Annotated in this window: 25 protein-coding genes, 1 other RNA gene and 1 pseudogene; 4 read left to right on the top strand and 23 right to left on the bottom strand. The window is 70.8% G+C overall.

All coding sequences use genetic code 11. The annotated features are described in order from the left end of the window. Window positions 1-4: 4 nt before the first annotated feature. The 5 genes from ABZY11_RS06350 to ABZY11_RS06330 form a co-directional block, all read right to left on the bottom strand. Window positions 5-853, bottom strand: a complete 849-nt coding sequence (locus tag ABZY11_RS06350; protein ID WP_356478001.1) for a carbohydrate ABC transporter permease — start codon at window positions 851-853, stop codon at window positions 5-7. Continuing rightward, window positions 850-1,824, bottom strand: coding sequence for a sugar ABC transporter permease (locus ABZY11_RS06345; protein ID WP_356478000.1), 975 nt, complete (start codon window positions 1,822-1,824; stop codon window positions 850-852). Before ABZY11_RS06345 ends, ABZY11_RS06350 begins: the two co-directional genes overlap by 4 nt. Before the next feature lie 2 nt (window positions 1,825-1,826). Beyond that, on the bottom strand, window positions 1,827-3,131 hold the full coding sequence (locus ABZY11_RS06340) for an extracellular solute-binding protein (protein ID WP_356477999.1): 1,305 nt from the start codon (window positions 3,129-3,131) through the stop codon (window positions 1,827-1,829). Between the two features lie 215 nt (window positions 3,132-3,346). Further along, window positions 3,347-3,640 (bottom strand): DUF3039 domain-containing protein, encoded by a 294-nt coding sequence (locus ABZY11_RS06335; RefSeq protein WP_072484142.1) that lies wholly within the window; start codon window positions 3,638-3,640, stop codon window positions 3,347-3,349. 30 nt (window positions 3,641-3,670) lie between these two features. Further along, the gene (locus ABZY11_RS06330; protein ID WP_356477998.1) at window positions 3,671-4,231 is read right to left on the bottom strand and encodes a YqgE/AlgH family protein; all 561 of its coding nucleotides are present in this window, start codon (window positions 4,229-4,231) and stop codon (window positions 3,671-3,673) included. A gap of 276 nt (window positions 4,232-4,507) precedes the next feature. Between ABZY11_RS06330 and murA the strand changes: the two genes are divergently transcribed. Then, entirely contained in the window at window positions 4,508-5,848 is a 1,341-nt protein-coding gene (gene murA / locus ABZY11_RS06325; protein WP_326765864.1) for a UDP-N-acetylglucosamine 1-carboxyvinyltransferase, read from the top strand. Between the two features lie 183 nt (window positions 5,849-6,031). Here murA and ABZY11_RS06320 read toward each other — a convergent pair whose 3' ends face one another. The 6 genes from ABZY11_RS06320 to ABZY11_RS06295 form a co-directional block, all read right to left on the bottom strand. Continuing rightward, the gene (locus ABZY11_RS06320; protein ID WP_003968811.1) at window positions 6,032-6,313 is read right to left on the bottom strand and encodes an HU family DNA-binding protein; all 282 of its coding nucleotides are present in this window, start codon (window positions 6,311-6,313) and stop codon (window positions 6,032-6,034) included. Between the two features lie 389 nt (window positions 6,314-6,702). Continuing rightward, the gene (locus ABZY11_RS06315; RefSeq protein WP_356477997.1) at window positions 6,703-8,139 is read right to left on the bottom strand and encodes an NAD-dependent malic enzyme; all 1,437 of its coding nucleotides are present in this window, start codon (window positions 8,137-8,139) and stop codon (window positions 6,703-6,705) included. Window positions 8,140-8,656: 517 nt separating this feature from the next. Further along, complete coding sequence (locus ABZY11_RS06310) at window positions 8,657-11,053, bottom strand: UvrD-helicase domain-containing protein (RefSeq protein ID WP_356477996.1); 2,397 nt, start codon at window positions 11,051-11,053, stop codon at window positions 8,657-8,659. A gap of 104 nt (window positions 11,054-11,157) precedes the next feature. After that, on the bottom strand, window positions 11,158-12,072 hold the full coding sequence (locus ABZY11_RS06305; RefSeq protein ID WP_356477995.1) for a zf-HC2 domain-containing protein: 915 nt from the start codon (window positions 12,070-12,072) through the stop codon (window positions 11,158-11,160). Further along, entirely contained in the window at window positions 12,069-12,704 is a 636-nt protein-coding gene (locus ABZY11_RS06300) for a sigma-70 family RNA polymerase sigma factor (protein WP_356477994.1), read from the bottom strand. Before ABZY11_RS06300 ends, ABZY11_RS06305 begins: the two co-directional genes overlap by 4 nt. Window positions 12,705-12,793: 89 nt before the next feature. Beyond that, complete coding sequence (locus tag ABZY11_RS06295) at window positions 12,794-13,468, bottom strand: CGNR zinc finger domain-containing protein (RefSeq protein WP_356478049.1); 675 nt, start codon at window positions 13,466-13,468, stop codon at window positions 12,794-12,796. 143 nt (window positions 13,469-13,611) lie between these two features. Here ABZY11_RS06295 and ABZY11_RS06290 point away from each other — a divergent pair, with 143 nt between their 5' ends. Continuing rightward, window positions 13,612-14,166 (top strand): GNAT family N-acetyltransferase, encoded by a 555-nt coding sequence (locus ABZY11_RS06290; protein WP_356477993.1) that lies wholly within the window; start codon window positions 13,612-13,614, stop codon window positions 14,164-14,166. 102 nt (window positions 14,167-14,268) lie between these two features. Here the strand turns inward: ABZY11_RS06290 and ABZY11_RS06285 are convergent, their stop codons facing one another. The 4 genes from ABZY11_RS06285 to ABZY11_RS06270 form a co-directional block, all read right to left on the bottom strand. Next, a complete protein-coding gene (locus ABZY11_RS06285) occupies window positions 14,269-14,832 on the bottom strand; it encodes a GNAT family protein (RefSeq protein WP_356477992.1) in 564 nt (187 codons plus the stop codon). A gap of 52 nt (window positions 14,833-14,884) precedes the next feature. Next, window positions 14,885-15,265, bottom strand: a complete 381-nt coding sequence (locus ABZY11_RS06280) for a DUF4259 domain-containing protein (RefSeq protein ID WP_356477991.1) — start codon at window positions 15,263-15,265, stop codon at window positions 14,885-14,887. A 94-nt stretch (window positions 15,266-15,359) separates the two neighbouring features. Continuing rightward, complete coding sequence (locus ABZY11_RS06275; protein ID WP_356477990.1) at window positions 15,360-16,496, bottom strand: uroporphyrinogen-III synthase; 1,137 nt, start codon at window positions 16,494-16,496, stop codon at window positions 15,360-15,362. A gap of 274 nt (window positions 16,497-16,770) precedes the next feature. Further along, entirely contained in the window at window positions 16,771-17,781 is a 1,011-nt protein-coding gene (locus ABZY11_RS06270) for a LysR family transcriptional regulator (protein ID WP_356477989.1), read from the bottom strand. 82 nt (window positions 17,782-17,863) lie between these two features. Between ABZY11_RS06270 and ABZY11_RS06265 the strand changes: the two genes are divergently transcribed. Continuing rightward, window positions 17,864-19,123 carry an MFS transporter gene (locus ABZY11_RS06265; protein WP_356477988.1) on the top strand — a complete coding sequence of 420 codons (1,260 nt, stop codon included), beginning with the start codon at window positions 17,864-17,866 and terminating at the stop codon, window positions 19,121-19,123. 60 nt (window positions 19,124-19,183) lie between these two features. On the opposite strand, the gene ssrA is transcribed toward ABZY11_RS06265, so the two are convergent. The 5 genes from ssrA to ftsE all read right to left on the bottom strand — a co-directional run bounded on the left by ssrA (window position 19,184) and on the right by ftsE (window position 23,069). Further along, window positions 19,184-19,553: a transfer-messenger RNA gene (gene ssrA, locus ABZY11_RS06260) on the bottom strand. Between the two features lie 108 nt (window positions 19,554-19,661). Further along, window positions 19,662-20,150: an SsrA-binding protein SmpB gene (smpB, locus tag ABZY11_RS06255; RefSeq protein ID WP_356477987.1), complete on the bottom strand. Its 489-nt coding sequence runs from the start codon at window positions 20,148-20,150 to the stop codon at window positions 19,662-19,664. Window positions 20,151-20,168: 18 nt separating this feature from the next. After that, window positions 20,169-21,371, bottom strand: a complete 1,203-nt coding sequence (locus tag ABZY11_RS06250) for a S41 family peptidase (protein WP_356477986.1) — start codon at window positions 21,369-21,371, stop codon at window positions 20,169-20,171. A 67-nt stretch (window positions 21,372-21,438) separates the two neighbouring features. Further along, window positions 21,439-22,356, bottom strand: coding sequence for a permease-like cell division protein FtsX (gene ftsX / locus ABZY11_RS06245; protein ID WP_356477985.1), 918 nt, complete (start codon window positions 22,354-22,356; stop codon window positions 21,439-21,441). A gap of 23 nt (window positions 22,357-22,379) precedes the next feature. After that, window positions 22,380-23,069 carry a cell division ATP-binding protein FtsE gene (ftsE, locus tag ABZY11_RS06240; RefSeq protein ID WP_124723233.1) on the bottom strand — a complete coding sequence of 230 codons (690 nt, stop codon included), beginning with the start codon at window positions 23,067-23,069 and terminating at the stop codon, window positions 22,380-22,382. A gap of 269 nt (window positions 23,070-23,338) precedes the next feature. On the opposite strand from ftsE, the gene ABZY11_RS06235 reads away from it, so the two are divergent. Beyond that, the gene (locus ABZY11_RS06235) at window positions 23,339-23,539 is read left to right on the top strand and encodes a hypothetical protein (RefSeq protein ID WP_072484166.1); all 201 of its coding nucleotides are present in this window, start codon (window positions 23,339-23,341) and stop codon (window positions 23,537-23,539) included. A gap of 119 nt (window positions 23,540-23,658) precedes the next feature. Here ABZY11_RS06235 and ABZY11_RS06230 read toward each other — a convergent pair whose 3' ends face one another. From ABZY11_RS06230 to ABZY11_RS06220, 3 genes and pseudogenes are all read right to left on the bottom strand, one after another. Beyond that, entirely contained in the window at window positions 23,659-24,585 is a 927-nt protein-coding gene (locus ABZY11_RS06230; protein ID WP_356477984.1) for a hypothetical protein, read from the bottom strand. A gap of 388 nt (window positions 24,586-24,973) precedes the next feature. Continuing rightward, the gene (prfB, locus tag ABZY11_RS06225; protein WP_124723230.1) at window positions 24,974-26,080 is read right to left on the bottom strand and encodes a peptide chain release factor 2; all 1,107 of its coding nucleotides are present in this window, start codon (window positions 26,078-26,080) and stop codon (window positions 24,974-24,976) included. Window positions 26,081-26,230: 150 nt separating this feature from the next. Further along, window positions 26,231-26,433: pseudogene (locus tag ABZY11_RS06220) on the bottom strand (serine/threonine protein kinase); the annotation flags it as partial.

Raw genomic sequence — 26,433 nt, 5'->3', positions numbered from 1 at the left:
GGCGTCAGTCCTTTACCGCTCCGCCGAGTCCCGAGACCAGGCGGCGCTGTACGAGTACGAAGAAGACCAGCACGGGAACGGTCATCACCGTCGAGGCTGCCATGATCCCTCCCCAGTCGTTCTCATCGGGTTTGAAGAAGACCAGCAGCGCCATGGGGAGCGTCGACTGGGAGGTGTCGCTGATGATGAACGACTTCGCGAACAGGAAGTCGTTCCAGGTCGAGATGAACGAGAAGACGCTGGTCGCCACCAGGCCGGGGAAGACCAGCGGGAAGAGGATCTGCCACAGGAAGCGGGTGCGGCTCGCGCCGTCGATGCAGGCCGCCTCCTCCAGCGCCTCCGGGACGGCCTTGACGAAGCCGCGCAGCATCCAGATCGCGAACGGCAGCGAGAAGGCGAGATGCGGCAGGATCAGCGAGCCGAGCGTGTTCAGCTGGCCGAAGTCCCGCATCAGGAAGAACAGCGGGATGGTCAGCGCCTCGACCGGCACCATCTGCGCGACCAGGAACATGATCAGCAGCGTGGTCCGGAAGCGGAATCTGAACCGGGTCACGGCCGTCGCCGCCAGGAAGGCAATCAGCGCGGAGACGACGACGACCGTCCCGGCGACGAGCAGGCTGTTGAGGAAGTACCGCCCGAAGTCGTTCTGTTCGAAGACCCGGCGGAACGAGTCCAGGGACGGCGACAGTGTCCACGGGCGGGGGTCGGTGGACTGGATCTCGCCGGCCGGTTTGAGCGCGGAGAGCACCATCCAGTAGAGCGGGAAGGCGACCGCGGCGGCGATCAGCAGGGTCGCGGCCTCGGCGGCCAGCCGGCCGGGCCGGCGGATGCGCAGCATGCTCCGTGCGCTCACAGTTCCTCCCCCTGGCGCCGCACCAGGCGCAGATAGACGAGCGTGACGGCCAGCAGGATCACCAGCATCACGACGCCGATCGCCGAGCCGAGGCTGTACTGCGAGGACGCGAACGCCTTCTGGTACGCGTACACGTTGAGCACCAGGTTCTGGCCGGCGATGCCGCCGCCGTTGGTCATGACGTAGATCTGGGTGAAGACCTTGAAGTCCCAGATGATCGACTGGATGGTGACGACGACGAGGATCGGCCGCAGCATCGGGGCCATGACCGACCGCCAGATCCGCCACTGCGAGGCGCCGTCCAGCGCGGCCGCCTCCAGCACCTCGGTGGGGATCGCCCGGATTCCCGCGTACACGGTCACCATGACGAACGGGAACGAGCACCACAGGACTTCCAGCAGTACCAGGGCGAAGGCGCTGTAGCGCCCGTACGTCCAGGAGAAGTCGCCGAGCCCCAGCACCCGGTTGACCGGGCCGAAGTCCGGGTCGAAGAGGAACACCCAGACGGTGGACCCGGTGATCGCGGGGGTCGCCCAGGCGCCGAGCGCCGCCATCATCAGCGCGAGCCGCGGCAGGGCCCGGACGCGGGTCAGCAGGACGGCGAGCGCGCAGCCGACGAGCAGGGTGGCCAGTACGCAGGTGGCGGCGAAGACCACGGTCGCCAGGAGCACCTGCCAGAACTGGCTGTCGCCGAAGAGCGTCGCGTAGTTCCCGAAGCCCTGGAAGGTGGTCGGTTCACCGCCGCTGACCTGGGCCTGGGTGTACTCCAGGAAGGAGATCAGGCCGAGTTGGTAGATCGGGTAGACGAGCAGCCCGCCGAGCAGGACGAGTGCGGGCAGGAGGTAGAGCCAGGGGGTCCAGCCGGAGCGGCGCGCGGGCGAGGCCGGGCGGCGGCGCCGGAGCGGGCGGGCGGAGGTGCCGCCCGCTTGGGACGTGCCGGGCGCTTTGTACGCCGTACTGTTCGCGGTCATGATCAGCCCGCGTCGGCGAACGCCGCGTCCATCTTCTTCGCCGCGTCGTCCGAGGCCTTCGCCACGTCCTTGCGGCCGCTGACGATCTCCTGGAACATCGTCGGCAGGATCAGCGAGGAGTCTATCCGGCCCCAGCCCGGCGAGGCCGGGACGAACTTCGCGCCCGCCCCGAGCGTCTTGACGAACGGCTCGACGAACGGCTCCTTCTTCGCGGCCGCGGCCCGTACGTCGGTGTACGTCGGCAGGAAGCCCATCGCGTCGAACATCTTCGTCTGGGTCTGCTTGCCGGTCAGCGACTTCATCAGGTCCCCGGCAAGGGTGCGGTGCGAACTGCTCTTCAGTACGCCGATGTTGTTCCCGCCCGCGAACGCGGGGGCCACGGAGCCCGCGGCGAGGCCGGGCAGCGGCACCACCGCGTACTTGCCCCTCACCGAGCCCGCCTCGACGGCCGCGTGGCTGAAGTCGCCGCCGATCGCCATGGCGGCCTTGCCGGAGGCGAAAGCGGTGACGGTCGCGTTGCCGCCCATGGCCGCGCACTTGGCGGCCGGGCAGTTGTCGTCGCCGAAGAGCGAGGTGTAGGCCTCGATGCCCTTGCGGGCCTGGTCGCTGTTGATGGCCGCCTTGTACGTACCGCCGTTCTCGTCGGCGAGTTCGCCGCCGCCCGCCCAGATGAACGGCATCGCGCCGTAGGTGTACGCCCCGCCGACCGCGAGCCCGTACAGGTCCGGCTTCTTCTTGTGGATCTTCTTCGCGGTGGAGATCAGCTCGGCCTGGGACTTGGGGGCCTCGATCCCCAGCTCCTCGAAGACGTCCGTGCGGTAGTACAGCGCCCGTACGCCGACGAAGAGCGGGGCTCCGTAGATCTTGCCGCCGACCGTCACGGACTGCTTGGCGGTCGGGTCGGTGTCCTTGGCCTCGTCCCAGGCGGCGAACTCGGCGCTCACATCGGCCAGTCCGCCGTCCTTGACGTATCCGGCGGTGTCGGTGTTGCCGTACTCGATGAGGTCCGGGGCGCTCTTGGGGTCGTTGAACGCTGCCTTGATGCGCTGCGCCCGGGTGTCGACCGGTATGTACTCGATCTCGGCCTTCGCACCCTTGTGGGCCTTCTCGAAGTCGGCGACCGCCGCGTCGACGACCTGCTCCTTGGGCTTGTTGCCGACCTCCTGGAACAGCCAGACACGCAGCGTGCCGGTCTTCTCGTCCCCCTCGGCTCCGGTGTCGGAGGTCTGCGGCGCACAGGCGGTGGCGGTGAGACCCGCCAGCACAAGCGCCGCGACCGGGGCGGCAATTCGGGCAGACAGCTTCATCCTGGAACCCCCTACCGATAGGCGTTGCAACATGCGCAACACACGTTTCGTTCCGCACAACTGGCAGGAGAGTAGGTGCGCCCACAGACGCCGACAAGTGGTCTCTACCACTCTGTGACCCGGTGGAGCAGCCCGTGCAACGCAGAGGGCCCCCGGGGCGCGCGTCGAACGCGCGCCCCGGGGGCCCGAAGCAATGATCGCCGGACGGCTCCGGACTACTTCTTGTCCTTGCCGCCCTTGCCCTTGTCCTTGTCGCCACCGGCGCCCATGGACTCGTAGATCTCCTTGCACATGGGACAGACCGGGTACTTCTTGGGGTCGCGCCCCGGTACCCAGACCTTCCCGCACAGTGCGACCACGGGGGTGCCCTCCAGGGCACTCGCCATGATCTTGTCCTTCTGGACGTAATGGGCGTAGCGCTCGTGGTCGCCGTCGCCGTTCGACACCTGCGGCGTCGGCTCCACGAGGGTTCCGGTACCTGCCCCGCGCTCGGGCTCAAGAGTGCTCATAACCGCCAAGGGTACCGACAGCCGGGAGCTTCAGTTCAGCGAAGGGTCGTCCGGATACGTGGCGATCATCGCCAGTTCGCTGCGCTGACGGCGCAGGACCGCGCGCCAGAGGTGTTCCGGACGCGGGGAGGAGACGTCCCCGGGTTCGGACTCGACCACGTACCAGGCGCCCTCGGTCAGTTCGGTCTCCAGCTGTCCGGGTCCCCAGCCCGCGTACCCGGCGAAGATCCGCAGCGAGCCGAGCGCCGCGGCCAGCAGCTCCGGCGGCGCCTCCAGGTCCACCAGACCGATCGCCCCGTACACCCGGCGCCAGCCGAGCGGCCCCTCGTCACCGGGGATCACGGCCACCCCGAGCGCCGAGTCGAGCGAGACCGGGCCGCCCTGGAAGACGACGTCCGGCTCACCGGCCAGGCCGGCCCAGGGCGTGAGGATGTCACCGACGCCCACCGGGGTCGGCCGGTTCAGGACCACGCCGAGTGAGCCCTCCTCGTCGTGGTCGAGGAGCAGCACCACCGCGCGGTCGAAATTCGGATCCGCGAGCGCGGGTGTGGCCACGAGCAGTCGCCCTGTGAGCGAGGACACCTCGGTCATGGCAGAAATGATCCCGCATCTCCGCCCGCCGCGGGGACCAAGTGGACCGCCCGGTCATCGGGTGGGCCGCAGCGCAGCTCAGGGCGCACGGGGGCACGGGGAGCGCGCCATCCGGAGGGCCTAGCGGACGGTAACCCTCCGCAAGACCGGGGAAGCAGAGCGTGTTGTGGCGGATTCATGACGTTCGTACACCCCCTGTTCTCTTACGGAACGGGGGCGGTGGGCCATTACTCTTTCGTTTGGCCCCCTGCCCGACCACTCCGGAACGCGAGATTCATGACCGGCACAGACGATGTCCTGCTTGTCCACGGCGGAACCCCGCTGGAGGGCGAGATCCGCGTCAGAGGCGCCAAGAACCTGGTGCCGAAGGCGATGGTCGCCGCGCTGCTCGGCAGCGGGCCCAGCCGGCTGCGCAATGTGCCCGACATCCGCGACGTGCGGGTGGTCCGGGGGCTGCTTCAGCTGCACGGTGTGACGGTCCGGCCCGGTGACGAACCGGGCGAGCTGATCCTGGACCCGACCCATGTGGAGAGCGCCAACGTCGCCGACATCGACGCCCACGCGGGCTCGTCGCGCATCCCGATCCTCTTCTGCGGCCCGCTGCTGCACCGGCTCGGCCACGCGTTCATCCCGGGGCTCGGCGGCTGCGACATCGGCGGCCGGCCGATCGACTTCCACTTCGACGTGCTGCGGCAGTTCGGCGCGACCATCGAGAAGCGGGCGGACGGCCAGTACCTGGAGGCCCCGCAGCGGCTGCGCGGCACGAAGATCCGGCTGCCGTACCCCTCGGTGGGCTCCACCGAGCAGGTGCTGCTGACGGCCGTGCTCGCCGAGGGTGTCACCGAGCTGTCCAACGCGGCCGTGGAGCCGGAGATCGAGGACCTCATCTGCGTGCTGCAGAAGATGGGCGCGATCATCTCGATGGACACCGACCGGACGATCCGGATCACGGGTGTCGACCGGCTGGACGGTTATACGCACCGGGCGATCCCGGACCGCCTGGAGGCGGCCTCCTGGGCGTCCGCGGCGCTGGCCACCGAGGGCAACATCTACGTACGGGGCGCACAGCAGCGCTCGATGATGACGTTCCTCAACACCTTCCGCCGGGTCGGCGGCGCCTTCGAGATCGACGACGAGGGCATCCGCTTCTGGCACCCGGGCGGCGCGCTGAACGCCATCGCCCTGGAGACGGACGTGCACCCCGGTTTCCAGACCGACTGGCAGCAGCCGCTGGTGGTGGCCCTGACGCAGGCCACGGGCCTGTCCATCGTCCACGAGACGGTGTACGAGTCGCGGCTCGGATTCACCTCCGCGCTCAACCAGATGGGCGCGCACATCCAGCTCTACCGCGAGTGCCTGGGCGGCTCCGACTGCCGCTTCGGCCAGCGCAACTTCCTGCACTCGGCGGTCGTGTCCGGGCCGACGCGGCTGCAGGGCGCGGACCTGGTCATCCCGGACCTGCGCGGCGGTTTCTCGTACCTGATCGCCGCGCTGGCGGCGCAGGGCACGTCGCGGGTGCACGGCATCGACCTGATCAACCGCGGCTACGAGAACTTCATGGAGAAGCTGGAGAAGCTGGGCGCGAAGGTCGAGCTGCCGGGCGGGGCGCTGGTCTGAGACCGGGCGCCGGACGGCTGCTGACGGGGGTTCGGGGCGCTGCCCCGGGCCCCCGTTCCGTCGTTCCCGGGTCCCGGTCCCTCGATACCGGGCCGTAGAGGCCCAGAACGGGGCCTCTCGGGCCGGTACACCGAAGGGCGGTCACCCTGGTGGGGTGACCGCCCTTCGGTGCGCCTGTGGGGCTTACTTGCCCTTGGCGGCTTCCTTGAGCTTGGAGCCCGCGGAGACCTTCACGCTGTAGCCGGCCGGGATGTTGATCGGGTCGCCGGTCTGCGGGTTACGAGCGGTGCGAGCGGCACGGTGGGTGCGCTCGAAGGTCAGGAAGCCGGGGATGGTGACCTTCTCGTCGCCCTTGGCGACGATCTCACCGACGGTCTCGGCGAGCGCGGCCAGCACGGCGTCGGCGTCCTTGCGAGTCACCTCGGCGCGGTCGGCCAGGGCGGCCACCAGCTCACTGCGGTTCATGTTGTTACTCCCGTGTTCTTCTTGCCTGTGAGGCGTGAGATCGAAGCCGATGCTGCCAGGGCCCTCGGACAGTCCCCGGACCCGGGTCTGTCGTCAGACCCTCGCGCCCGATTACGCATCCTGCCCCCACCTGCGGCGGTAACGCCAATCCGGCACCCTCCGGAGTCACACGAAAAGCGCCACCGCCTCCTCGTGGTGACGTTCCGTCGACTCCCCGAAAGCGTTCCGCAGTGGATGCGAGGCTTGAGCGGGACGCGCCGCCCGCCCACCCTAAAGGGGCGTTTGGGGCGCCGCGACCCGCGACGCGCCGTAGGCCGGACGGACATGGGGCGCCGCCGGTGCGGACGGCGCCGGCAGGAGCCGTGCCGGGTCCTGGGGGCGGAGCCGGGTCAGCCGAGGTCGCCCGAGGGCGCCACGGCACCACCGGCCGCCTTCGCGGCGTCCCGGACGGCGCCGGCGACCGCGCCCGCGACCCGGTCGTTGAAGACCGACGGGATGATGTAGTTCGCGTTCAGCTCGTCCTCGGCGACCACATCGGCGAGGGCGCCGGCCGCAGCGAGCATCATGTCCGTGTTGACGGTGCGGGACTGGGCGTCCAGCAGACCGCGGAAGACACCCGGGAAGACCAGCACGTTGTTGATCTGGTTCGGGAAGTCGGAGCGCCCGGTGGCGACAACTGCCGCCGTCTGGCGTGCGATTGCCGGGTCCACCTCGGGGTCCGGGTTCGCGAGCGCGAACACGATCGCACCCTCGGCCATGGCCGCGACATCGGCGCCGTCCAGCACGTTCGGGGCGGAGACGCCGATGAAGACGTCGGCGCCCACGACCGCCTGCTTGAGGGTGCCGGTGACGGACTCCGGGTTGGTGTTGTCGGCGATCCAGCGCAGCGGCGAGTCGGCGTCGGCGGAGACGAGGTCCTCGCGGCCGGCGTGCACCACACCGTGGATGTCGGCGACGACGGCGTGCTTGACGCCGGCGGCGATGAGGAGCTTCAGGATGGCCGTACCGGCCGCTCCGGCGCCGGACATGACGACCCGTACGTCCCCGATTCCCTTGCCCACCACGCGCAGTGCGTTGGTCAGCGCGGCCAGCACGACGATCGCGGTGCCGTGCTGGTCGTCGTGGAAGACCGGGATGTCCAGGGCCTCGCGCAGCCGTGCCTCGATCTCGAAGCAGCGGGGTGCGGAGATGTCCTCCAGGTTGATGCCCGCGAAGCCGGGAGCGATCGCCTTGACGATCTCGACGATGGCGTCGCTGTCCTGGGTGTCCAGGCAGATCGGCCAGGCGTCGATGCCGGCGAACCGCTTGAAGAGGGCCGCCTTGCCCTCCATCACCGGGAGGGCGGCCTTCGGGCCGATGTTGCCGAGGCCGAGCACGGCGGAGCCGTCCGTCACAACTGCGACGGAGTTGCGCTTGATGGTGAGGCGGCGTGCGTCCTCGGGGTTCTCGGCGATCGCCATGCAGACCCGGGCCACGCCCGGGGTGTAGATCATCGAGAGATCGTCACGGTTGCGGATGGGGTGCTTGGACGCCATCTCGATCTTGCCGCCGAGGTGCATCAGGAACGTACGGTCGGAGACCTTGCCCAGGACGACGCCCTCGATGGCGCGCAGGCCCTCGACGATCTCGTCGGCGTGCGAGGTGGAGGTGGCCGCGATGGTGACGTCGATCCGCAGCTTCTCGTGACCGGAGGCGGTCACGTCGAGGCCGGTGACCGATCCGCCGGAGGACTCCACGGCCGTGGTGAGCTGGGAGACCGCTGTGCCGCTCGCGGGCACCTCCAGCCTGACCGTCATCGAGTACGAGACGCTGGGCGCCGTTGCCATGGCCGAGTCCTTCGCTTTCCTTAGCTTCATTGCCGCGCGACCGGGGCGCTCACCTCGGACACGCTTCCCGATCGTCGCACCTACTGGCCGGTAGCCGGTAATGACTGCCACTGTTCGGAAAATTGTTTCCACCATACGAGATATGACCGCTGCAGCGGAACCCCCGAGCGGTCCAGGCCCGATTCGGTATCGGCCACGTCCGCGTCTACGCCCGCGGGCGGGGGCGCCCGTACCGCCCGTGCGGCCCCGTGCAGAGGAACAGGCTCCGGAAACAAGAACGGACCCGCGCCACCGGAAGGTGACGCGGGTCCGTCTTCTTGGTCGAACGGCACCGACCCGCCATGCTCGCCTCGCGGCAAGTGGTCGCTCGTAGCGACGAAGGTTGGGCCCGGGGGCTTGGATCGAGCCGGTGCCGACACCAGGCTAACAAAGACCCCGAAGAAGTGATTCCCCACAGCACAAGTTGACCCGGAAATCAGTTCCGCCCGCGGTCCTCGCCGGCTCCGCCCGCCCCGTGTCAGTCCCTCAGCAGGTCCGGGACACCGGCCTCGTCGGGCAGGTCCCGCTCCCCCGAGACCACCGTGAGCTGCTGCGTCGCACGCGTCAACGCCACGTACAGCACCCGCAGGCCGGCCGGGGACTCGTCCGCGATCTCCGCGGGCGAGACGACCACCGTGGCGTCGTACTCCAGGCCCTTCGCCTCCAGGCTGCCCAGCGCCACCACCCGCTCGCCGAGCTCGGCGAGCCAGGCGCGGGCCTGTGCCCGGCGGTTCATCGCGACGACCACACCCACCGTGCCGTCGACCTCGGCGAGCAGCCGCCGCGCCTCCTCGCGCACCGAGGCGGCCAGATCGCCGTCCCGTACGGTCTCGAAGCGCGGCTTCACACCGGTGGAGCGGACCGCGGACGGCGACTCCATCCCGGGCATCGCCAGCGCCAGGACCTTCGAGGCCAGCTCGGCGATCTCCGCCGGGTTGCGGTAGTTGACCGTGAGGGTGAAGCGGCGGCGCGGCCGGTTGCCGAGCGCCTCGTCGCGCGCGCGGACGGCCTCGTCCGGATCGGACCAGGAGGACTGCGCCGGGTCCCCGACGATCGTCCAGGTGGCGTGTCTGCCGCGGCGGCCGACCATCCGCCACTGCATGGGCGTGAGGTCCTGCGCCTCGTCGACGATGACATGCGCGTACTCCGTACGCTCCGCCGCCAGCCGCTCGGCACGCTCGCGCTGGGTCTCCTCGCGCTGCGGCATCAGCTCCTCCAGACCGGAGAGCTGGTCCAGCGGGTCGAGTTCGCGCTTCTTCTTCGGCCGGTGCGGTGTGCCCAGCAGCGTCTGCAGCTCGTCGAGGATGGCCACGTCGTGCACGGACAGCGGCCCGTTCCCCTCACGGTCGAGCCGCTTCAGGGAGCGGGCGAAGCGGCGTACCTCGCCCTGGTTGAGGACCCGGCGGGCCCAGCGTCCGAGCCGCTTCTCGTCGGCCATCGCGGCAAGCACCCCGCGCGGGGTGAGCTCGGGCCACCAGGCGTTCAGGAAGTCGAGGAAGACCGTCTCGGTGGAGACGTCCTCGTCGAAGGAGGAGCGCAGTTCGGCGGCGAGTTCGGGGTCGGTGTAGCGGCCCCGGCCCGAGGACTTGTTCCACAGGGCGTCCAGGAGCAGTCTGCGGGCGCGCGGGCGCAGCAGGTTGACCGGTGCGGTGCCGCCGAGGACGGACTGCCGGATGCGGTGCAGTTCGTCGGCGTTCAGCTCGACGCGGGCGCCGAACGCGACGACCCGCAGCCGGGTGGGGGTGACCGGGGCCCCTTCCGGTCCTTCCGGTCCCTCCGGTCCTTCGCCGAAGGACAGCTGGCCGTCCCGGTCCGCCGCTGTACGGGGGGTGCCGGGCTGTTCCAGCGCGCCGCGGGACGCCCTGCGCAGCACCTGGAGCATCCGCGAGGAGCCCTTGATCCGGGCGACGGCGGGTTCGTCGTAGGTGGTGGCGCCCTCGACGCCGGCCGCCTCGTCGGAGAGCGAGCCGACCGCGCGGATCGCGACCTGCCCCTCCTCGCCCAGCGAGGGCAGCACACCTTCGGTGTACGCGACCAGGAGCGGGGTCGGCGATACGACGAGGATGCCGCCCGCGTAACGCCGCCGGTCCTGGTAGAGGAGATACGCGGCGCGGTGCAGGGCGACGGCGGTCTTGCCGGTGCCGGGGCCGCCGGAGACCTCGGTGACCGAGGCGGCGGGGGCCCGGATCACCAGGTCCTGTTCGGCCTGGATGGAGGAGACGATGTCCCGCATGGTGTGGCTGCGGGCCTGGCCGAGCGCCGCCATCAGGGCGCCGTCGCCGATGACGGGCAGCGTGTCGCCGCCCAGGTACGCGGTCAGCTCGGGGCGCATCAGGTCGTCCTCGACCCCGAGGACCTTGCGGCCCTTGGAGCGGATGACCCGGCGGCGTACGACCCTGCCGGGCTCCTTCGGCGTCGACCGGTAGAACGGTGCGGCGGCCGGTGCGCGCCAGTCGATGACCAGCGGTGCGTAGTCGGAGTCGAGGACCCCGATCCGGCCGATGTGCAGCGTCTCCGCGATATCGGCCGCACGGTCGGCGCGTACCGCGTCGTCGGCCGGTTCGACGGAGGTGTACGCGCCGTCCGGGCCGCGTTCGCCGTCCTTGCCGAGCAGCAGATCGATCCTCCCGAAGAGGAAGTCCTCGAACTCGCTGTTCAGCCGGTTGAGATGGATTCCGGCCCGGAACACCTGGGCATCGCGCTCGGCGAGCGCGCCCGGGGTACCGACCTGGCCGCGCTTGACGGCGTCGTTCATGAGAAATTCCGCCTCGTGGATCTTCTCCTCAAGGCGGTGATAAACACGGTCGAGATGTTCCTGCTCGACACCGATTTCCCGGTCCCGCAACGAATCGACAGCGGCATCCTGCGCGGCCACCGAGGCCCCCTTCTGACGTGCATTGGGCAGCCGTCAACCCTATGCGAAAGGGGACCCGCGGCGCACCTGCCACGCATATCGAAATGGTCCGCCGGGGATCTCGGTCAGGCATCGATCTCCACCAGTCGCCTGCCCCCGAACGTGCGCACCTCGAAATGGTCGATGTCGCCCCGGTCCATGGCCGCGCCGCCGTGGACACGGAGCGGGTATTTCGCGCCCGGGTACGGGGAGTCCTCGATGCCGTATCCCCACTCCGGTACGGACCAGGAGGTGACGACCTCCTCCTCGCCGGCCTTCGACACCGCGATCAGCCGGCATTTCTGCGGGCCCGTGACATTCCTGAGCTCCAGTACGGTGCTGGTGCCCCAGGGCTTCTCCGCCATGCCGATCGTGGCGTCGACCCCGGTGACGGGGTCGGTGGCCCGCGCCCGCTCCGCGAAGGCGTCCTCGGCGGGGCCGGTGGGGTACGGGCCGGCCGCCCGCGTCGGCGGGCCGTCGTCGCCGCTCGCCATGACCGCGACCACCGGGCCGCCGATGATCAGCGCCGCTGCCGCCGCCACCAGGAACATGGAGCGGCGCCTGCGCCGGGCCCGCCCGGCCGCCACCTCGTGGACCAGTCGCTCCAGCACGCGGGGGCCGGGCTCCCCCGGTACGTACCGGACGGGGCCGGCGCCGGGTCGCGCGGCCGGGAACCCGGAGACCGTCGCCAGCACGGGTTCCAGGCCGGTGAGCTCGTCGAGCCGGGCGGCGCAGAGGTCGCAGTCGGCCAGGTGCGCCTCGAAGGCGGACGCCTCGGCGTCGTCGAGGACACCGAGGAGGTACGCACCGACGGCGTCGTGCCCGGGATCGCTGAGGCGGGAGGGATCGCTGAGGCTCCGGGGGCCGCTGGGGTGGGAAGATCCGCCGGGGTGGGAGAAGCCGCTGGGGCGGGAGGGATCGCTGGGGCGGGAGGGATCGCTGAGGCGGGAGGGGTTGGTCGGCCTGAGTCCGAAGGGCTCCCACTCGTGGTCGTCGTTCATGCCGTGATCCCCCTCTCCTCCAGTGCCAGCTTCATCGAGCGCAGTGCGTAGAAGACCCGGGACCGTACCGTCCCGCTCGGGATACCCAGCACTTCGGCCGCCTCGCTGACCGTGCGGCCCTTGAAGTAGGTCTCGACGAGGGCCTCCCGGTGCGCGGGGGTCAGATCATCGAGGGCGTCGGAGAGCGTCATCAGCCACAGCGCCTTTTCCATCTCGTCCTCTGCGGGAACGGCCTCCAGCGGTGCCGGATCGACCTCGGGCGGCCGGGCCTGCCGGCTGCGGTGGCCGTCGATGACGATGCGCCGGGCTACCGTCACCAGCCAGGGGCGGACCGATCCGGTGGCGCCGCCGAGCCGCCCGGCGTTCTTCCAGGCGCGGATGAGCGTTTCCTGCACCACGTCCTCGGCGCGCTGCCGGTCACCGGCGACCAGGCGGAGCACGTACGCGAACAGGGGCCCGGCATGCTCGCGGTAGAGCGCCCGCATCAGCTCCTCGTCCGGGACTGCGGAGGGCGACGAGGACGTGGACGGGGGTGGGGGCTGGGACGTGGACGCGTACGTGGACGGGGGTGGCTCGCCGCGATGTCGAGCCCTGTGCGGACGATCCTCGGCCACGGCCGCATCCTTGCGCACCCGTACCTCCCGGTCGAGACCCTGTGGAGCTCCTCGGTCATCGAATACGGGGGCGGGCCGCGATCCGTTCAAACCGGCCCCAGGTTTCCTTACGGCACGGCCGCGTCCGGCGTCGGTACGGCCGCGTCCCGCACCGCGGCGGCCGTGTCCGGCACCGCGACCGCTGTGTCCGGCATCGCCACGGCCGCCGCCCGGCGCCGGTGCCGGGCAACCCGCTCCCGGTTCCCGCAGACCTCGCCGGAGCACCAGCGGCGCCGGCGTCCGCGCGAGGTGTCCAGGTAGACGCGGCGACAGTTGTCGGCCTCGCAGCGGCGCAGTCCGGCTCGCGCCACGGGGTCGGTGAGGAGTTCCACCGCGTCGCGGGCGACGGCGGCCAGCAGTGCCCCGCACTCGGGATCGGCGCTCAGCGTCCGTACCAGCTTGCCGTTCCTGCCGCGCACGGCCCGCAGGCCCGGTGGTGCCTCGGCGGCGAGCGCGTTGACCCGTTCCAGGGCGCTCCCGGCACCGCGACCGCCGAGCTCGGCCGTCAGCAGCCGGTCGACGCCGGTCCGCAACTGCCGGAAGCGCACCACCCAGGTCTCATCCACGACATCGAGACGGGTGCCGCCCGGTACGAGTCCGGCGGCGACCAGCCAGTCGGCGAGCCGCTCGGCGCAGTCGAGCAGTTCACATGCGCCGGTGGTTCCGATCCCGGTCGCCACCAGGTCGAGGCAGGGCCGACCGGAGTCGAACCGCCAGTCGCAGGAGCTCTTGCCGGCCGCCATGCGCATGTCACCGCCTCGGGTCACCGGTCGGGTCTCCCCCAGGGTGCCCCTCGCGGGGCCCGCCCGGAACCCCTGCCGCCCCACGGGTCGTCGCGCACGGGGCCGTGGCGTACTCCAGGTGGGCGGGGCCGTACGGTGTCCGGATGAACGGCGATCCCGTCACCACCACCCTCTCGGCCGGCCCGCTCCTGCTCCGGCCCTGGCTGCCCGAGGACGTCCCGGCACTGATCGAGGCGTACCGCGATCCCGGGATGCGCGCCATGCTGCGGACGCAGGTCACGGACGAGGCGGGGGCGGAGCAGTGGCTGCGGGTGCAGCAGGAGGGCCGGGAGTCCGGCAGCCGCTTCAGCTTCGCGGTGGTGGACCGCGATCTCGGCGGCGAACCGGTCGGCAATGTGGCGCTCAAGTACCCCGCACCGGGCTCCGGCAGCGCGGAGGTCGGCTACTGGACGGCGGCGCCCGCCCGCGGCCGCGGGGTCGCAGCGCTGGCGCTGGAGGCGCTCGGCGACTGGGCGTTCGAGGCGTTCGCCGGTGACGGGCTTATGCGGCTGGAGCTGCTGCACCGGCTGGACAACGAGGCGTCCTGCCGGGTCGCGGAGAAGAGCGGATACGGCTTCGTGGAGGTGCTTCCGGCGCGACCGCCGTGGCCGCTGGACGGGCACCGCCATGTGCGGGTGCGTGCCGGGGGTGCCCGGTGACCGCCCATGGGGTCCGGCGGCTGTCCGCCCCCGGCCGATAGCCGTCCGCCCCCAGACCCGTCGTTCAGCCGCCCCCGGCCGGTGGCGCCCCCGGCCCGTCGTTCAGCCCGTCGGCGGGCCGTCGTGCAGGATCCGCTGGAACAGGCAGTGGTCGCGCCATTCGCCGTTGATGTGGAGGTAGCGCGGGGCCATCCCGAACTGCTCGAAGCCGCACTTGGCGAGCACCCGCTGCGAGGCGGCGTTGTCCAGCACCGTCCCCGCCTCGACCCGGTGCAGGCGCAGCCCGTCCCTGGCCACCTCGCAGATCCGCTGCACGGCGGCCGTGGCCAGACCACGGCCCGCGTACTCGGCATCGACCCAGTAACCGAGCGTCCCGCTGCGGAACGGGCCCAGCACAATGCCGTTCAGGTTGAACGCGCCGATCGCGCGGTCCTCCTCGTCGGCGAGCACCCACGACATCGCCCGCCCCGCTTCGCGGTCCGCGAGCAGCCCGGCCAGCCGCTCCCGCTGCCCCTGCTCGGTGTAGAAGAAGTCGGGCCGCACGGGCTCCCAGGGCTGCATGTACGCGCGGCTGCGGGTCAGTGAGACGGCGAGGGAGGCGGCGTCGGCCGGGGCGACGGGACGGAGTCGTACCTCCGCGTCGAGCCGGTGGCTGTCATGGATCATCCCGGCACGTTATCCCGGTACGGTTCCGGCCCCGCGCCTGCCCCGCGCCCCCTCAGTGCGCCGCGTGCTCCTGCTCCGCCAGGGCCGCCAGCCGGTCGAAGGTGCGGATCAGCTCCGCGCGTCTGTCCTCCTTGTACTCCTGCTTGGGCTCCAGGCCGTCGATGGTCCGCTCCCACACGTCCATGAACGTCTTCTTCCAGCCCTCGACCACCGCCGGCTCCGGAACGCTCGCGCCGACGTGGTTCTGCTCCACGATCAGGCACAGCAACTCGACGTTGCACGGCACGGTGACGCCGTAGTACTCGTCGGGCTCCAGTCCGACCGGATCGCCGGCCATCGCCTCCTCGATCTCCGAGACGAGCCGTCCCGTGATGCCCGACAGATGATCCGCAGCCGCGTCACTGTCGAAATTCCCGCTGCCCCAGGTACCCACGGGACCCCCTTCCACCGGTCTTTCCTGTCTGTCCCCGTTCTAACAAACGGGACTGACAACGAGACCGGCAGCAAGATGGGCAGCACGGCCCCAGCTAGCAGTCCTCGCCGTCCGCCGCCGGGTCCAGCGCCAGCCGGTAGCCGCGTTTGACGACCGTCTGGATGAGCCGGGGTGCGCCCAGTGCCGTACGCAGCCGCGCCATGGCCGTCTCCACCGCGTGCTCGTCGGTGCCGCCGCCGGGCAGTGCGCGCAGCAGGTCGGCGCGGGCCACCACCCAGCCCGGCCGGCGGGCCAGGGTGTGCAGCAGCGCCATACCGGCGGGCGGCACCGGGCGCGGCTCGCCGTCGACGATCACGACATGGCCCCGGATCTCGACCCGGTGTCCGGCGACCGGCAACGCGGGGGCCCTGGCGGGCAGTTCCTGGCACAGCAGCTGGACGAGCGGGGCGAGCCGGAAGCGTTCCGGCTGGACGGTGCCGATGCCGCGGGCCCGCAGTGGCAGGGCGGTGACCGGTCCGACGCAGGCCACCAGGACGTCGTCGCGCAGCGCGCTCAGGAGTTCCGGGAGCAGCCCGCGTTTCTCGGCCCGGCCGAGCAGTGAGGCGGCGGCCGGGGCGCTGGTGAAGGTGAGGGCGTCCAGGCCCCGGGCGAGGGTGGTGTCGAGCAGCCGGTCGAGCGGGGCGATGTCCTCGGGGTCCGTCCAGCGGTAGACGGGTACGGCGAGGACCTCGGCGCCCGCGGCGCGCAGCGACTCGATGAAGCCGGGGAGGGGTTCGCCGTGCAGTTGGAGGGCGATGCGGCGGCCCGCCACGCCCTCGTCCAGGAGCCGGTCCAGTACCTCGGCCATGGACTCGGAGGCGGGTGACCACGCCTCGGTCAGCCCGGCGGCCCGGACGGCACCCTTGACCTTGGGGCCGCGGGCCAGCAGTTCGGCGCCGCCCAGGGCTGCCGACAGCCGGTCACCGAGGCCCCAGCCCTCGGCGGCCTCGATCCAGCCGCGGAAGCCGACCGCGGTGGTGACGACCACGACGTCGGGGACGGAGTCGATGATTCCCCGGGTGACGGCGAGGAGTTCGCCGTCGTCGGCGAGCGGCACGATCCGCAGGGCGGGCGCATGCAGGACCGTGGCGCCCCGTCGTTCCAGCAGCGCGCCGAACTCCTCCGCGCGCCGTGCGGCGGTGACCCCGACGGTGAAGCCCGTGAGGGGCCCGTGCTGTTCGTCCTCGTGCATGTGGTCTTCCCGGCTCTCGTCCGCTGCTGCCCGATGATGCCGAGGGGCGAGCTTGCCAATGATGCGTGACGGGACTGGTTCACCCGTATTTCCCACCCGTTACGTCGGCCGGCACCGGGCGGTCATGAGCATGATCCGGCGCAGCTGAGCAGCGGCTTTCCGGGCACGGGTACGGCGCAATCCGGTCCGGCGAAGCACAGGTACGGCGCCATCCGGTCCGGCGAAGGTATACCGCGCGGGTGACGGTCCCCCGGCCGTTGACCGGCGGTCGCGCTCAGGCGGGCCTCAGCATCAGGGACGCGTCGGGCCCGGGTAGCCAGCTGCCGTGCGGACGCACCATCCAGCCCTCCTCGGCCCCCAGCCGGGCCGCGGCCTCACGCAGGGCGTCGAGGCCGGGGTGGCGCAGCCCCTTGCGCCAGACCAGCAGGAGCGGCGAGAGCGGTACGGGCCGGACCAGCGGACGCACCACGGTGCCCGGCATCGGAGGGAAGTCGACCACGGCGAGCACCGGGTTCCGGTCCTTGGCCATGACCCGCTGGAACTCGGCCACGCCTATCGCGAGCGGGACGGGCGGCGCCAGTTCGATGCCCCACTCGGCGAAGAGCAACCGGGCGAAGTCCGTCCACTCCTTCGTGCGCGCGTTCCCGTCGCCCGCGTAGACGGTCTCCCCGGCCAGGTCGTCGAGCGCGACGGCCTCGCGCGCGGCGAGCGGGTGGTCGTCGGGGAGCAGTACGGCCATCGGCTCGTACCGCACCGGCTGCATGCCCAGCCGGGCCCGTACCGCGGGGTCGAGTCCGGCGGCGCGGCCGAAGGAGACATCGAGCCGCCCGGCGAGGATCTCGCCCGCGGCCCAGGTCAGGCCGCTCTCGAAGCGCGCCATGAGCTCGCACGCCGGGGCCAGTTCCCGGGCGCGGGCGAGCACCCGGGCGGCCGCCATGCCGTCGGTGTTGAGGTCGACGAAGAGCGGCCGGGCCGCGGGGTCGGCGAAGGCGGCGGCGAGATCGGCGTGCGCGTCCAGCACCCGTCGCGCGTACGGCAGGAGCCGTTCGCCGTCGGAGGTGAGGGCGACCTGCCGGGTGGTCCGTACGAACAGCTCCGCGCCCAGTTCGCGCTCCAGCCTGCGGATGTCGCGGCTCAGCGCCTGCTGGGCGATGTAGAGCCGGGCGGCGGCGCGGGTGAAGTGCAGTTCCTCGGCCACCGCGACGAAGGCGCGGAGCAGCCGGGGGTCGGTGTGGGTATGGGCGGTACGCGTCTGGGTGCCCGGATCGGCAGCGGAGGAGGCCACACCGGAATTTACAACACAGATGCGTCAATCGCTACGGAGAAGGTGTTGGACCGCGGGGACCGTGCGCCCCGAGGCTTGGCCCATGCCGTACGAGAGAACCCCCGCCACCGGCCCCCTGTTCGCCGTCTCCGGTGACCTGCTGGTCATCGCCCCGCGCACCGCCCCCGCCCGGCGGGCGTCCACCAACCCGTACCGCAGGCTGCTCGCCACTCCGGGCGCCCGCGCCTTCACCGCGGGCAATCTCCTCGCCCGGCTGCCCATGGGCATGTTCAGCGTCAGCGCGGTCATCATGATCGCCGGGTCGCGCGGCTCGTACGCCCTGGCCGGAGCCGTCACCGCGACCGGCCTCGCCGCCACGGCGGTGGTCGCCCCCTGGACGGCCCGGCTCGTCGACCGGTACGGGCAGGCCAGGGTCGCGGTGCCCGCCACCGCGATCGCCGCGCTCGGCTCGATCGCCCTGCTGCTCTGCGTGCGCTACGACGCCCCGGCCTGGACCCTCTTCGCCTCCTACGCCGCGACCGCCACCACCCCCAACACCGGTGGGATGTCCCGGGCCCGCTGGGCCCACCTGCACCGGGGCGACCCGGCCGCCCTGCACACCGCGAACTCCTTCGAACAGGCCGCGGACGAACTCTGTTTCATGCTCGGCCCGGCCCTCGCCGCACTGCTGTGCGCGGCGCTGTTCCCGGAGGCCGGAACACTCGTCGGGGCGATCCTGCTGATGACCGGCGTGCTGATCTTCGCCGCCCAGCGCGCCACCGAACCGCCGGTGGCGCCCCGCACCCAGGCAGGCTCCCCGCTCCGCACCCGGGGCATGCCGGCGCTGCTCACCGCCTTCCTCGCCACCGGCGCGGTCTTCGGCGCGATGGAGGTCGTCACGATCGCCCACGCCGGGGGCGCGATCCTGGCGCTCCAGGCGGCCGGATCGTGTGCGGCGGGGCTGCTGTACGGATCGCTGCGCCCGGCCGCGGACATCCGGCGCCGACTGCTGGGCTGTCTGGCGGGAATGACGGCGCTGATGTCGCTGCCGCTGCTCGCCGCCTCCTCGGCCGACTCGCTGCTCGTCCTCGCCGGTGCGCTGCTGCTGGCCGGTGCGGCGACGGCGCCGACCATGGTCACCGGGATGACGCTGGTGCAACGCCTCACTCCGGAGGGCCAGTTGAACGAGGGCATGACGCTGGCCGTGACCGCGCTGCTGGGCGGGATCGCGGCGGGTTCGGCGACCGGCGGCTGGATGGTGGAGCACGTGGGGGAGGTGACGGGTTACGTCGTACCGGTCTGCGCGGCGGGGCTGGCGCTGGCCGTCGCGGCGGCCGGGGTCCGGACGCCCCGGACCCGATGACCGGCACAGGGACGAGGACCCCGCTGCCGGTGGGCAACGGGGTCCTCGTTCACATGGGAATTGTGGAGATGGCGGGAATCGAACCCGCGTCCAACGGTGCAGAATCAGGGCTTCTCCGTGTGCAGTTCGCTGCGCTTTTCTCGGCCCCGGAGATCACGCGAACAAGTCTCCGACGGGCTCAGTCACTGTTTGATTTCCTTCCAGGCCCCGTGACCGGGTCTAGAAGTTTAGATCCCTTGATGATGCCAGGATCCGGGTCGGGATCACCCCCGGGCTGACACTTCGCAAGTCGCTACTTAGGCAGCGAGGGCGAAGGAATCGCGCTTGGTGTTGGCGATTATTGGTTGCGACATATGGTTTACGAGATCATTGCCGCTTCCTCGACACGCTTCCCCTGCTTCGACATCCGCTGTCGAAACCGATCATCCCCATGTTGTTTTATCAATGCGCGCACCCGCTGTGAGGTGCAGTGCCATCGTACGTGACCAACGCACGACGATGCCAGCCTATTCCTGCCGTCGCCCGGTGGCGCCGCGCCCTACGCGCTCCGCTGCCGCCTGCGCGCCGCCGAGATCGCACGGTTGGTCTCCCGAAGGTCCTGCTTCTCGCGGAGGGTCTGCCGCTTGTCGTACTCCTTCTTGCCCTTGGCGAGCGCGATCTCGACCTTGACCCGGCCGTCCTTGAAGTACAGCGCGAGCGGCACGATCGTGTGACCCGTCTCGCCCGACTTCGACTCCAGCTTGTCGATCTCGGCCCGGTGCATCAGCAGCTTGCGCTTCCGCTTGGCCGAGTGGTTGGTCCAGGTCCCCTGCACGTACTCGGGCACATGGATGTTGTGCAGCCATGCCTCGCCCCGGTCGATCTGGACGAAGCCGTCCACCAGGGAGGCCCGGCCCAGCCGCAGCGACTTGACCTCGGTGCCCATGAGCACGAGGCCGCACTCGTAGGTGTCGAGGATGTGGTAGTCGTGCCGCGCCTTCTTGTTCTGCGCGATGAGCTTGCGCCCTGTGTCCTTTTCCTTAGCCATAGTGCGGCCATTTTCGCACTACGACCCACCCCCGAGGCCACTCAATACTGTCTCGGCCCGCTGCTCGGCCCCGGAGCCGACCGCGAGGTCCGGGGTTATGCCCCGTTCGTCGACCGTCCGCCCCGCCGGAGTGCGGTAGTGGCCGACGGTCAGCTCGGCCACCGAGCCGCCCGGGAGCTTGCTCGGCATCTGGACCGAGCCCTTGCCGAAGGTCCGCGAGCCGACGGTGACGGCGCGGCCCCGGTCCTGGAGTGCGCCGGTGAGGAGCTCGGCGGCGCTCATCGTGCCGCCGTCGACCAGGACGACGAGGGGCCGGTCGGTGTCGCCGCCCGGCTGCGCGTAGAGGGCACGCTGCTCGCCGTGCACGTCGTACGTGGCGACCAGGCCGCCGTCCAGGAAGGCGGAGGCGGCGGTGACGGCCTCGGTGACCAGTCCGCCGGAGTTGCCGCGGAGATCGAGGAGCACCCCGGCGTCCGAGGGCGCGCCCCGGACCGCGTCACGGACCTTGGCGCCCGAGCCCCTGGTGAACGAGTCGACCTCGATCATGACGGCCCCTGACGAGGCGGTGGAACCGGAGGCGGAACGGTCCGGTCCGATCCGCCGCACGGTCACGGCCTCGGTGGTGAGCCTGGCCCGGCGCAGCGTCTCGGTCCGCAGCTCGGCGCCGCGCCCCACCCCCAGGACGACGGTGCTGCCCGCGGCAGCCTCCGTACGGTCCCCGCGCAGCAGGGCGACGACCTCGGCGACGGGGCGCTTGTCGACCCGGTGGCCGTCGATCGTGCGGAGCAGGTCGCCGGGCTCGATGCCGGCCCGGTCGGCGGGGCCGCCGGGCTGCACCCGGGCCACCTCGACCTGCCCGTCGGCGGAGCGCTGTGCGGCGAGCCCGACACCGGTGTACGAGCCGTCCAGGGCCTGCTCGAACTCCTCGTACTGCCGCTCGTCGTACACCGCGCCCCAGCGGTCGCCGCTGCGGCTGACGACCTCCTCGGCCGCCTCCTTGCCGGACTTGCCGTCGGCCACGGCCCGCGCGGCGGCGTCGGCCACCTCGTCACGGTCGACGGTGGAGGCGACGGAACGGGTCGCGAGGGCCTCGGACTTCGCGCTGCCGCGCGGCAGCGAACCGGTGACCGCCCCGGTGGCCAGCACGCTCGCGAAAACCAATGTCAGAGCCGCCCCGCGGCGCACGCCGCGGGGCCCGAAACACTGCGTGGGGCCCGACATGCCGCCGAGTCTAGGACAACGCCCCCTGGGCGCACGGCCGGTTGGCCGCGCGCCCAAGGGGCGCATGTCACACCTTGAGGTACTTGCGAAGCGCGAAGAGCGCGGCAACGGCGGGCATCAGCAAGCCGATTGCCAGGACCAGGGGCAGCTTGGTGAAGACCGCGTCCCAGCCGATGAAGTCGATCAGATTCAGCTTGCTCTGGAGTGCCAGGCCGCCGTCGATCAGGAAGTACCGGCCCGCCAGCAGCATCACGCAGGCCAGAACACCACCGATGAGACCGGCGAACGCGGCCTCCATGATGAACGGCATCTGGATGTAGAAGCCGGAGGCCCCGACGAGCCGCATGATGCCCGTCTCGCGCCGCCGGCTGAACGCGGACACCCGGACGGTGTTCACGATCAGCATCAGCGCGATGACCAGCATCAGCGCCATCACGAAGAGGGCGGCCACGTTCATGCCGTTCATCAGCTGGAAGAGGTTGTCCAGGATGCTTCTCTGGTCCTGGACGGACTGCACCCCGTCACGGCCGGCGAAGGCGGTGGCGACGACCTTGTACTTCTTCGGGTCGTGGAGCTTGACCCGGAACGACTCCTGCATCTGGTCCGGCGTGATGTTGCTCGCCATGGGCGAGTCGCCGAACTGGTCCTGGTAGTGATCGAACGCCTCGTCGGCCGTCTCGTGCGTGACCGTCTGGACGGCGTCCATCTTCTCGAGGTCGTCCTCGATCTGCTCCCTCTGCTCCTTGGTGACAGCACCCTTGGCACACTTGGGAGTCGAGGTCACATCACTCTTGCTGCAGAGGAAGATCGAGACGTTGACCTTGTCGTACCAGTAGTCCTTCATCGTGCTGACCTGCTCGCGCATGAGCAGCGCGCCGCCGAACAGGGCGAGCGAGAGGGCGACGGAGACGACGACGGCGAAGGTCATCGTGAGGTTGCGACGGAGGCCGACGCCGATCTCCGACAGGACGAACTGGGCGCGCATGGCGTCCTTTCAGTGCTCGATGCTCAGTGCTGGTAGCCGTAGACGCCGCGGGCCTGGTCGCGTACGAGACGGCCCTGCTCCAGCTCGATGACGCGCTTGCGCATCTGGTCGACGATGTTCTGGTCGTGGGTCGCCATGATCACGGTGGTGCCGGTCCGGTTGATCCGGTCCAGCAGCTTCATGATGCCGACGGAGGTCTGCGGGTCGAGGTTGCCGGTCGGCTCGTCCGCGATCAGCAGCATGGGGCGGTTCACGAACGCCCGCGCGATCGCCACGCGCTGCTGCTCACCACCGGAGAGCTCACCGGGCATCCGGTCCTCCTTGCCGCCGAGGCCGACCAGGTCGAGAACCTGGGGCACCGCCTTGCGGATCTCACCGCGCGGCTTGCCGATGACCTCCTGCGCGAACGCCACGTTCTCCGCAACGGTCTTGTTGGGGAGGAGCCTGAAGTCCTGGAACACCGTGCCCAGCTGGCGGCGCATGTGCGGCACCTTCCAGTTGGACAGGCGCGCGAGGTCCTTGCCCAGGACGTGGACCATGCCCTGGCTGGCGCGCTCCTCGCGGAGGATGAGTCGCATGAAGGTGGACTTGCCGGAGCCGGATGAGCCCACCAGGAAGACGAACTCGCCCTTCTCGATATCGAGAGACACATCCCGTAGAGCGGGACGGCTCTGCTTCGGGTAGGTCTTGGAGACGTTGTCGAATCGGATCACGGATGCACCACGGTCGGCCGGGAGTAGGTGTGCGTGACCATACGCGACCTGGACTGAGGCGTGCAGGCGCGCGTCCGAGGATGGGCGATTTATGGCGGAACGGTACCGGCCGGATGCGGGTCCGAAGCACGACGGAACAGGCGATGTCCGGCGGGCCGCGCCGAAATCCGCGCGAGCTGGCACAGTGGTAGGGGGAACGGTTGCGTTTCCCTGAGCGTTGTGCGGAGAGCAAGCGTATGCGGCTCCGCCGCGCGGGAGGAGGAAAGCGCATGACCTATGACCGACTGGTGTGCGCGAACTGCGCGGCGCCCGTCAACGAGGGCCGCTGCCCCGTGTGCCGGGCCAGCCGTGCGCGGCTGCAGCAGGAACAGGAGCAGGGAATGTTCGCCGGGCTGAACCCGGCGATGCTGGTGGCCCTGCTGGTGGTGCTCCTGGGCGCGCTGGCGCTGCTGGCGCACCAGACCGTGTAGCCGCACGCTCCGCCTGCCGGCCCGCAGGCACCGGACGTGTACGCGGAGGGGCCCGGGATGCCGATCGGCGTCCCGGGCCCCTCTGTGCGTATCTGTGTATCTGTTACCGCGGGTGACCCTTAGGCGACCGTACGGCCGTTCATCAGGCGCGGCAGGAACCGGAAGCCGATGCCTCCGGCGATCATCGTCGCGGCGCCGACCAGCAGGAACGTGGTCTCGGCGGCACCGGTCTCGGCGAGCTCGTCCTTGCCCTTGCCCTGCTCGACCGGCTGGTTGCCGGCGGAGTCGGGAGTGGTGTTGTCCGCGCACTTCGCGCCGTCGAGGTCGACGGTGCAGGTGCCGGCGTCGCCGCCGGTGGTGGAGCCGGAGGAGGCGTTACCGGTGGTACCGCCGTTGCCGGAGGTGCCACCGTTGCCGGAGGTGCCGGAGGAACCGTTGCCGCCGTTACCGTTGCCGCCGTTGTTGCCGTTGCCACCGGACTGGTGGCCACCGTTGCCGTTGCCGCCGTTGTTGCCGTTACCGCCGTTGTTGCCGTTGCCACCGTTGTCGTTGCCGGCGTCCGTGCCCGCGTCGGTCCCGGCGTCGGTCCCGGCGTCGGTACCGGCGTCCGTGCCCGCGTCCGTACCGGCATCCGTGCCCGCGTCCGTACCGGCATCCGTGCCCGCGTCGGTCCCGGCGTCGGTACCGGCGTCCGTGCCCGCGTCCGTACCGGCATCCGTACCGGCGTCCGTACCGGCATCCGTGCCCGCGTCGGTCCCGGCGTCGGTACCGGCGTCCGTGCCCGCGTCCGTACCGGCGTCGGTACCGGCGTCCGTGCCCGCGTCGACACCGCCCAGGTCACCGCCGTCCGTCTCGCCGTCGGGAGACTTGATGTCGGCGTCGATACCCAGACCGCCCTCGTCGACCTCGGCCTTCGCGGACACAACGCCGAGGTCGACACCGATGCCGACCGCCGAAGCCGCACCGGCGGCGGTGAGCGAGGCGCCCGCGGCGATGACCGCACCTGCGGCGATCCGCGCGACGCGGACTCGCGTCTTCTTCGTCATGTGCTGCTACCCCCAGTAGCTGATCTCGTCAGTGGAGCAGCCATATGCGGGCCCCGGCTCTCCGGGGTTCGCTCCGAGCGGCGCCACATAGAGCCGTGGTCATGCCGCCCGCCCCCGTTCGCACCCGTCCCAGACATACGCATGCTGCCCTAGCACCCTGTCCACAGTTAAGGACTACGTCAAGGCCGTTCCGTGCAATATGCACTGGTTCGTTAGCAGTTGACCTTCATTCGGAATCACGACTGTGACGCACTCACCACAGCACCCGCGCAACCAGGAGCCCCAACTCCCCTTCGGTGGAGAGCCCGTGCCCCGGCCGCCCCCGACAAAAACGGCGGTGCCGGAGACCCCGTGGGGTTTCCGGCACCGCCGTGGACGCTTGTTCCTGCTACTTCTCGCGCTGCTTGCGCCAGCGGATGCCCGCCTCCAGGAAGCCGTCGATCTCGCCGTTGAAGACCGCTTCCGGGTTGCCCATCTCGAACTCCGTACGCAGGTCCTTGACCATCTGGTACGGGTGCAGGACGTACGACCGCATCTGGTTGCCCCAGGAGTTGCCGCCGTCCCCCTTGAGGGCGTCCATCTTGGCCTGCTCCTCCTGGCGTCGGCGTTCGAGGAGCTTCGCCTGGAGGACGTTCATCGCGGATGCCTTGTTCTGGATCTGCGAGCGCTCGTTCTGGCAGGAGACGACGATGCCGGTCGGGAGGTGGGTCAGACGGACCGCGGAGTCCGTGGTGTTGACGCCCTGGCCACCCGGGCCCGACGAGCGGTACACGTCCACGCGCAGCTCGGACTCGTCGATCTCGATGTGGTCGGTCTGCTCGACCACCGGCAGCACCTCGACGCCCGCGAAGGACGTCTGGCGGCGGCCCTGGTTGTCGAAGGGCGAGATCCGGACGAGCCGGTGGGTGCCCTGCTCGACGGAGAGCGTGCCGTAGGCGTACGGCACCTGGACGGCGAAGGTGGTCGACTTGATGCCGGCCTCTTCCGCGTACGACGTCTCGTAGACCTCGGTCTTGTAGCCGTGCCGCTCGGCCCAGCGGATGTACATGCGCTGGAGCTTCTCGGCGAAGTCGGCCGCGTCCACGCCACCGGCCTCGGCGCGGATGTTGACCAGGGCCTCGCGGGAGTCGTACTCGCCGGAGAGGAGGGTACGGACCTCCATCTCGTCGAGCGCCTTCCTGACGGACTCCAGCTCGGACTCCGCCTCGGCCAGCGCATCGGCGTCGCCCTCGTCCTGGGCGAGCTCGAAGAGGACCTCAAGATCGTCGATCCGGCCGCGGAGGGCCTCGGTCTTGCGGACCTCGGCCTGAAGGTGCGAAAGCTTGCTGGTGATCTTCTGCGCCGCCTCGGGGTCGTCCCAGAGGGAAGGCGCGGCCGCCTGCTCCTCGAGCGCGGCGATGTCCGCCCTCAGCGCATCGAGGTCCAGGACGGCCTCGATCGACCCCATGGTCGAGGAGAGGGACTTCAGCTCTTCGGAAATATCGACGACTGCCACGGGTCCAGCGTAACGGCTGTCGGCACGGACGTTCCTCGGGCCGCATGATCACGACTCCGCAACCGTGTGCCGAGCGCCTTCGCGGGCCGTACGGCGACGGGGCGCCCGAGGGGGCCGACGCCGCCCGGCGCCGTCTCACGGGCCCTGGGGTCAGGGCGTTCCCGGTGCCGAGTTCCCCGGGTCCTGGGCGGGTGCGCCCGGGTCGTCGTCGCTCAGTGCCAGCCAGCCGCCCACGGCCAGCGCCGCCACCAGGACCAGAGCGGCGGCGCCCAGCGTGAGGCGGCGCTTGCGGACGGCCGCGGACTTGTTGCGGGCCGAGCCGGGGCGGGGCGTACCCGGGGAGTGGGGGGCCC

The organism is Streptomyces sp. NPDC006510, from assembly GCF_040611955.1.
Classification (GTDB): Bacteria; Actinomycetota; Actinomycetes; order Streptomycetales; family Streptomycetaceae; genus Streptomyces.
Note: the sequence above shows the minus strand (reverse complement) of the source record. Positions and strands in the feature narration are given on the sequence as shown.

Excerpts from the sequence above, each read along its gene's own strand:
- ABZY11_RS06345 (WP_356478000.1), bottom strand. The coding sequence starts at position 1,824 with ATGACCGCGAACAGTACGGCGTACAAAGCGCCCGGCACGTCCCAAGCG.
- ABZY11_RS06340 (WP_356477999.1), bottom strand. The coding sequence starts at position 3,131 with ATGAAGCTGTCTGCCCGAATTGCCGCCCCGGTCGCGGCGCTTGTGCTG.
- ABZY11_RS06335 (WP_072484142.1), bottom strand. The coding sequence starts at position 3,640 with ATGAGCACTCTTGAGCCCGAGCGCGGGGCAGGTACCGGAACCCTCGTG.
- ABZY11_RS06330 (WP_356477998.1), bottom strand. The coding sequence starts at position 4,231 with ATGACCGAGGTGTCCTCGCTCACAGGGCGACTGCTCGTGGCCACACCC.
- murA (WP_326765864.1), top strand. The coding sequence starts at position 4,508 with ATGACCGGCACAGACGATGTCCTGCTTGTCCACGGCGGAACCCCGCTG.
- ABZY11_RS06320 (WP_003968811.1), bottom strand. The coding sequence starts at position 6,313 with ATGAACCGCAGTGAGCTGGTGGCCGCCCTGGCCGACCGCGCCGAGGTG.
- ABZY11_RS06315 (WP_356477997.1), bottom strand. The coding sequence starts at position 8,139 with ATGGCAACGGCGCCCAGCGTCTCGTACTCGATGACGGTCAGGCTGGAG.
- ABZY11_RS06305 (WP_356477995.1), bottom strand. The coding sequence starts at position 12,072 with ATGAACGACGACCACGAGTGGGAGCCCTTCGGACTCAGGCCGACCAAC.
- ABZY11_RS06295 (WP_356478049.1), bottom strand. The coding sequence starts at position 13,468 with ATGGCGGCCGGCAAGAGCTCCTGCGACTGGCGGTTCGACTCCGGTCGG.
- ABZY11_RS06290 (WP_356477993.1), top strand. The coding sequence starts at position 13,612 with ATGAACGGCGATCCCGTCACCACCACCCTCTCGGCCGGCCCGCTCCTG.
- ABZY11_RS06285 (WP_356477992.1), bottom strand. The coding sequence starts at position 14,832 with ATGATCCATGACAGCCACCGGCTCGACGCGGAGGTACGACTCCGTCCC.
- ABZY11_RS06275 (WP_356477990.1), bottom strand. The coding sequence starts at position 16,496 with ATGCACGAGGACGAACAGCACGGGCCCCTCACGGGCTTCACCGTCGGG.
- ABZY11_RS06265 (WP_356477988.1), top strand. The coding sequence starts at position 17,864 with ATGCCGTACGAGAGAACCCCCGCCACCGGCCCCCTGTTCGCCGTCTCC.
- smpB (WP_356477987.1), bottom strand. The coding sequence starts at position 20,150 with ATGGCTAAGGAAAAGGACACAGGGCGCAAGCTCATCGCGCAGAACAAG.
- ABZY11_RS06250 (WP_356477986.1), bottom strand. The coding sequence starts at position 21,371 with ATGTCGGGCCCCACGCAGTGTTTCGGGCCCCGCGGCGTGCGCCGCGGG.
- ftsX (WP_356477985.1), bottom strand. The coding sequence starts at position 22,356 with ATGCGCGCCCAGTTCGTCCTGTCGGAGATCGGCGTCGGCCTCCGTCGC.
- ABZY11_RS06235 (WP_072484166.1), top strand. The coding sequence starts at position 23,339 with ATGACCTATGACCGACTGGTGTGCGCGAACTGCGCGGCGCCCGTCAAC.
- ABZY11_RS06230 (WP_356477984.1), bottom strand. The coding sequence starts at position 24,585 with ATGACGAAGAAGACGCGAGTCCGCGTCGCGCGGATCGCCGCAGGTGCG.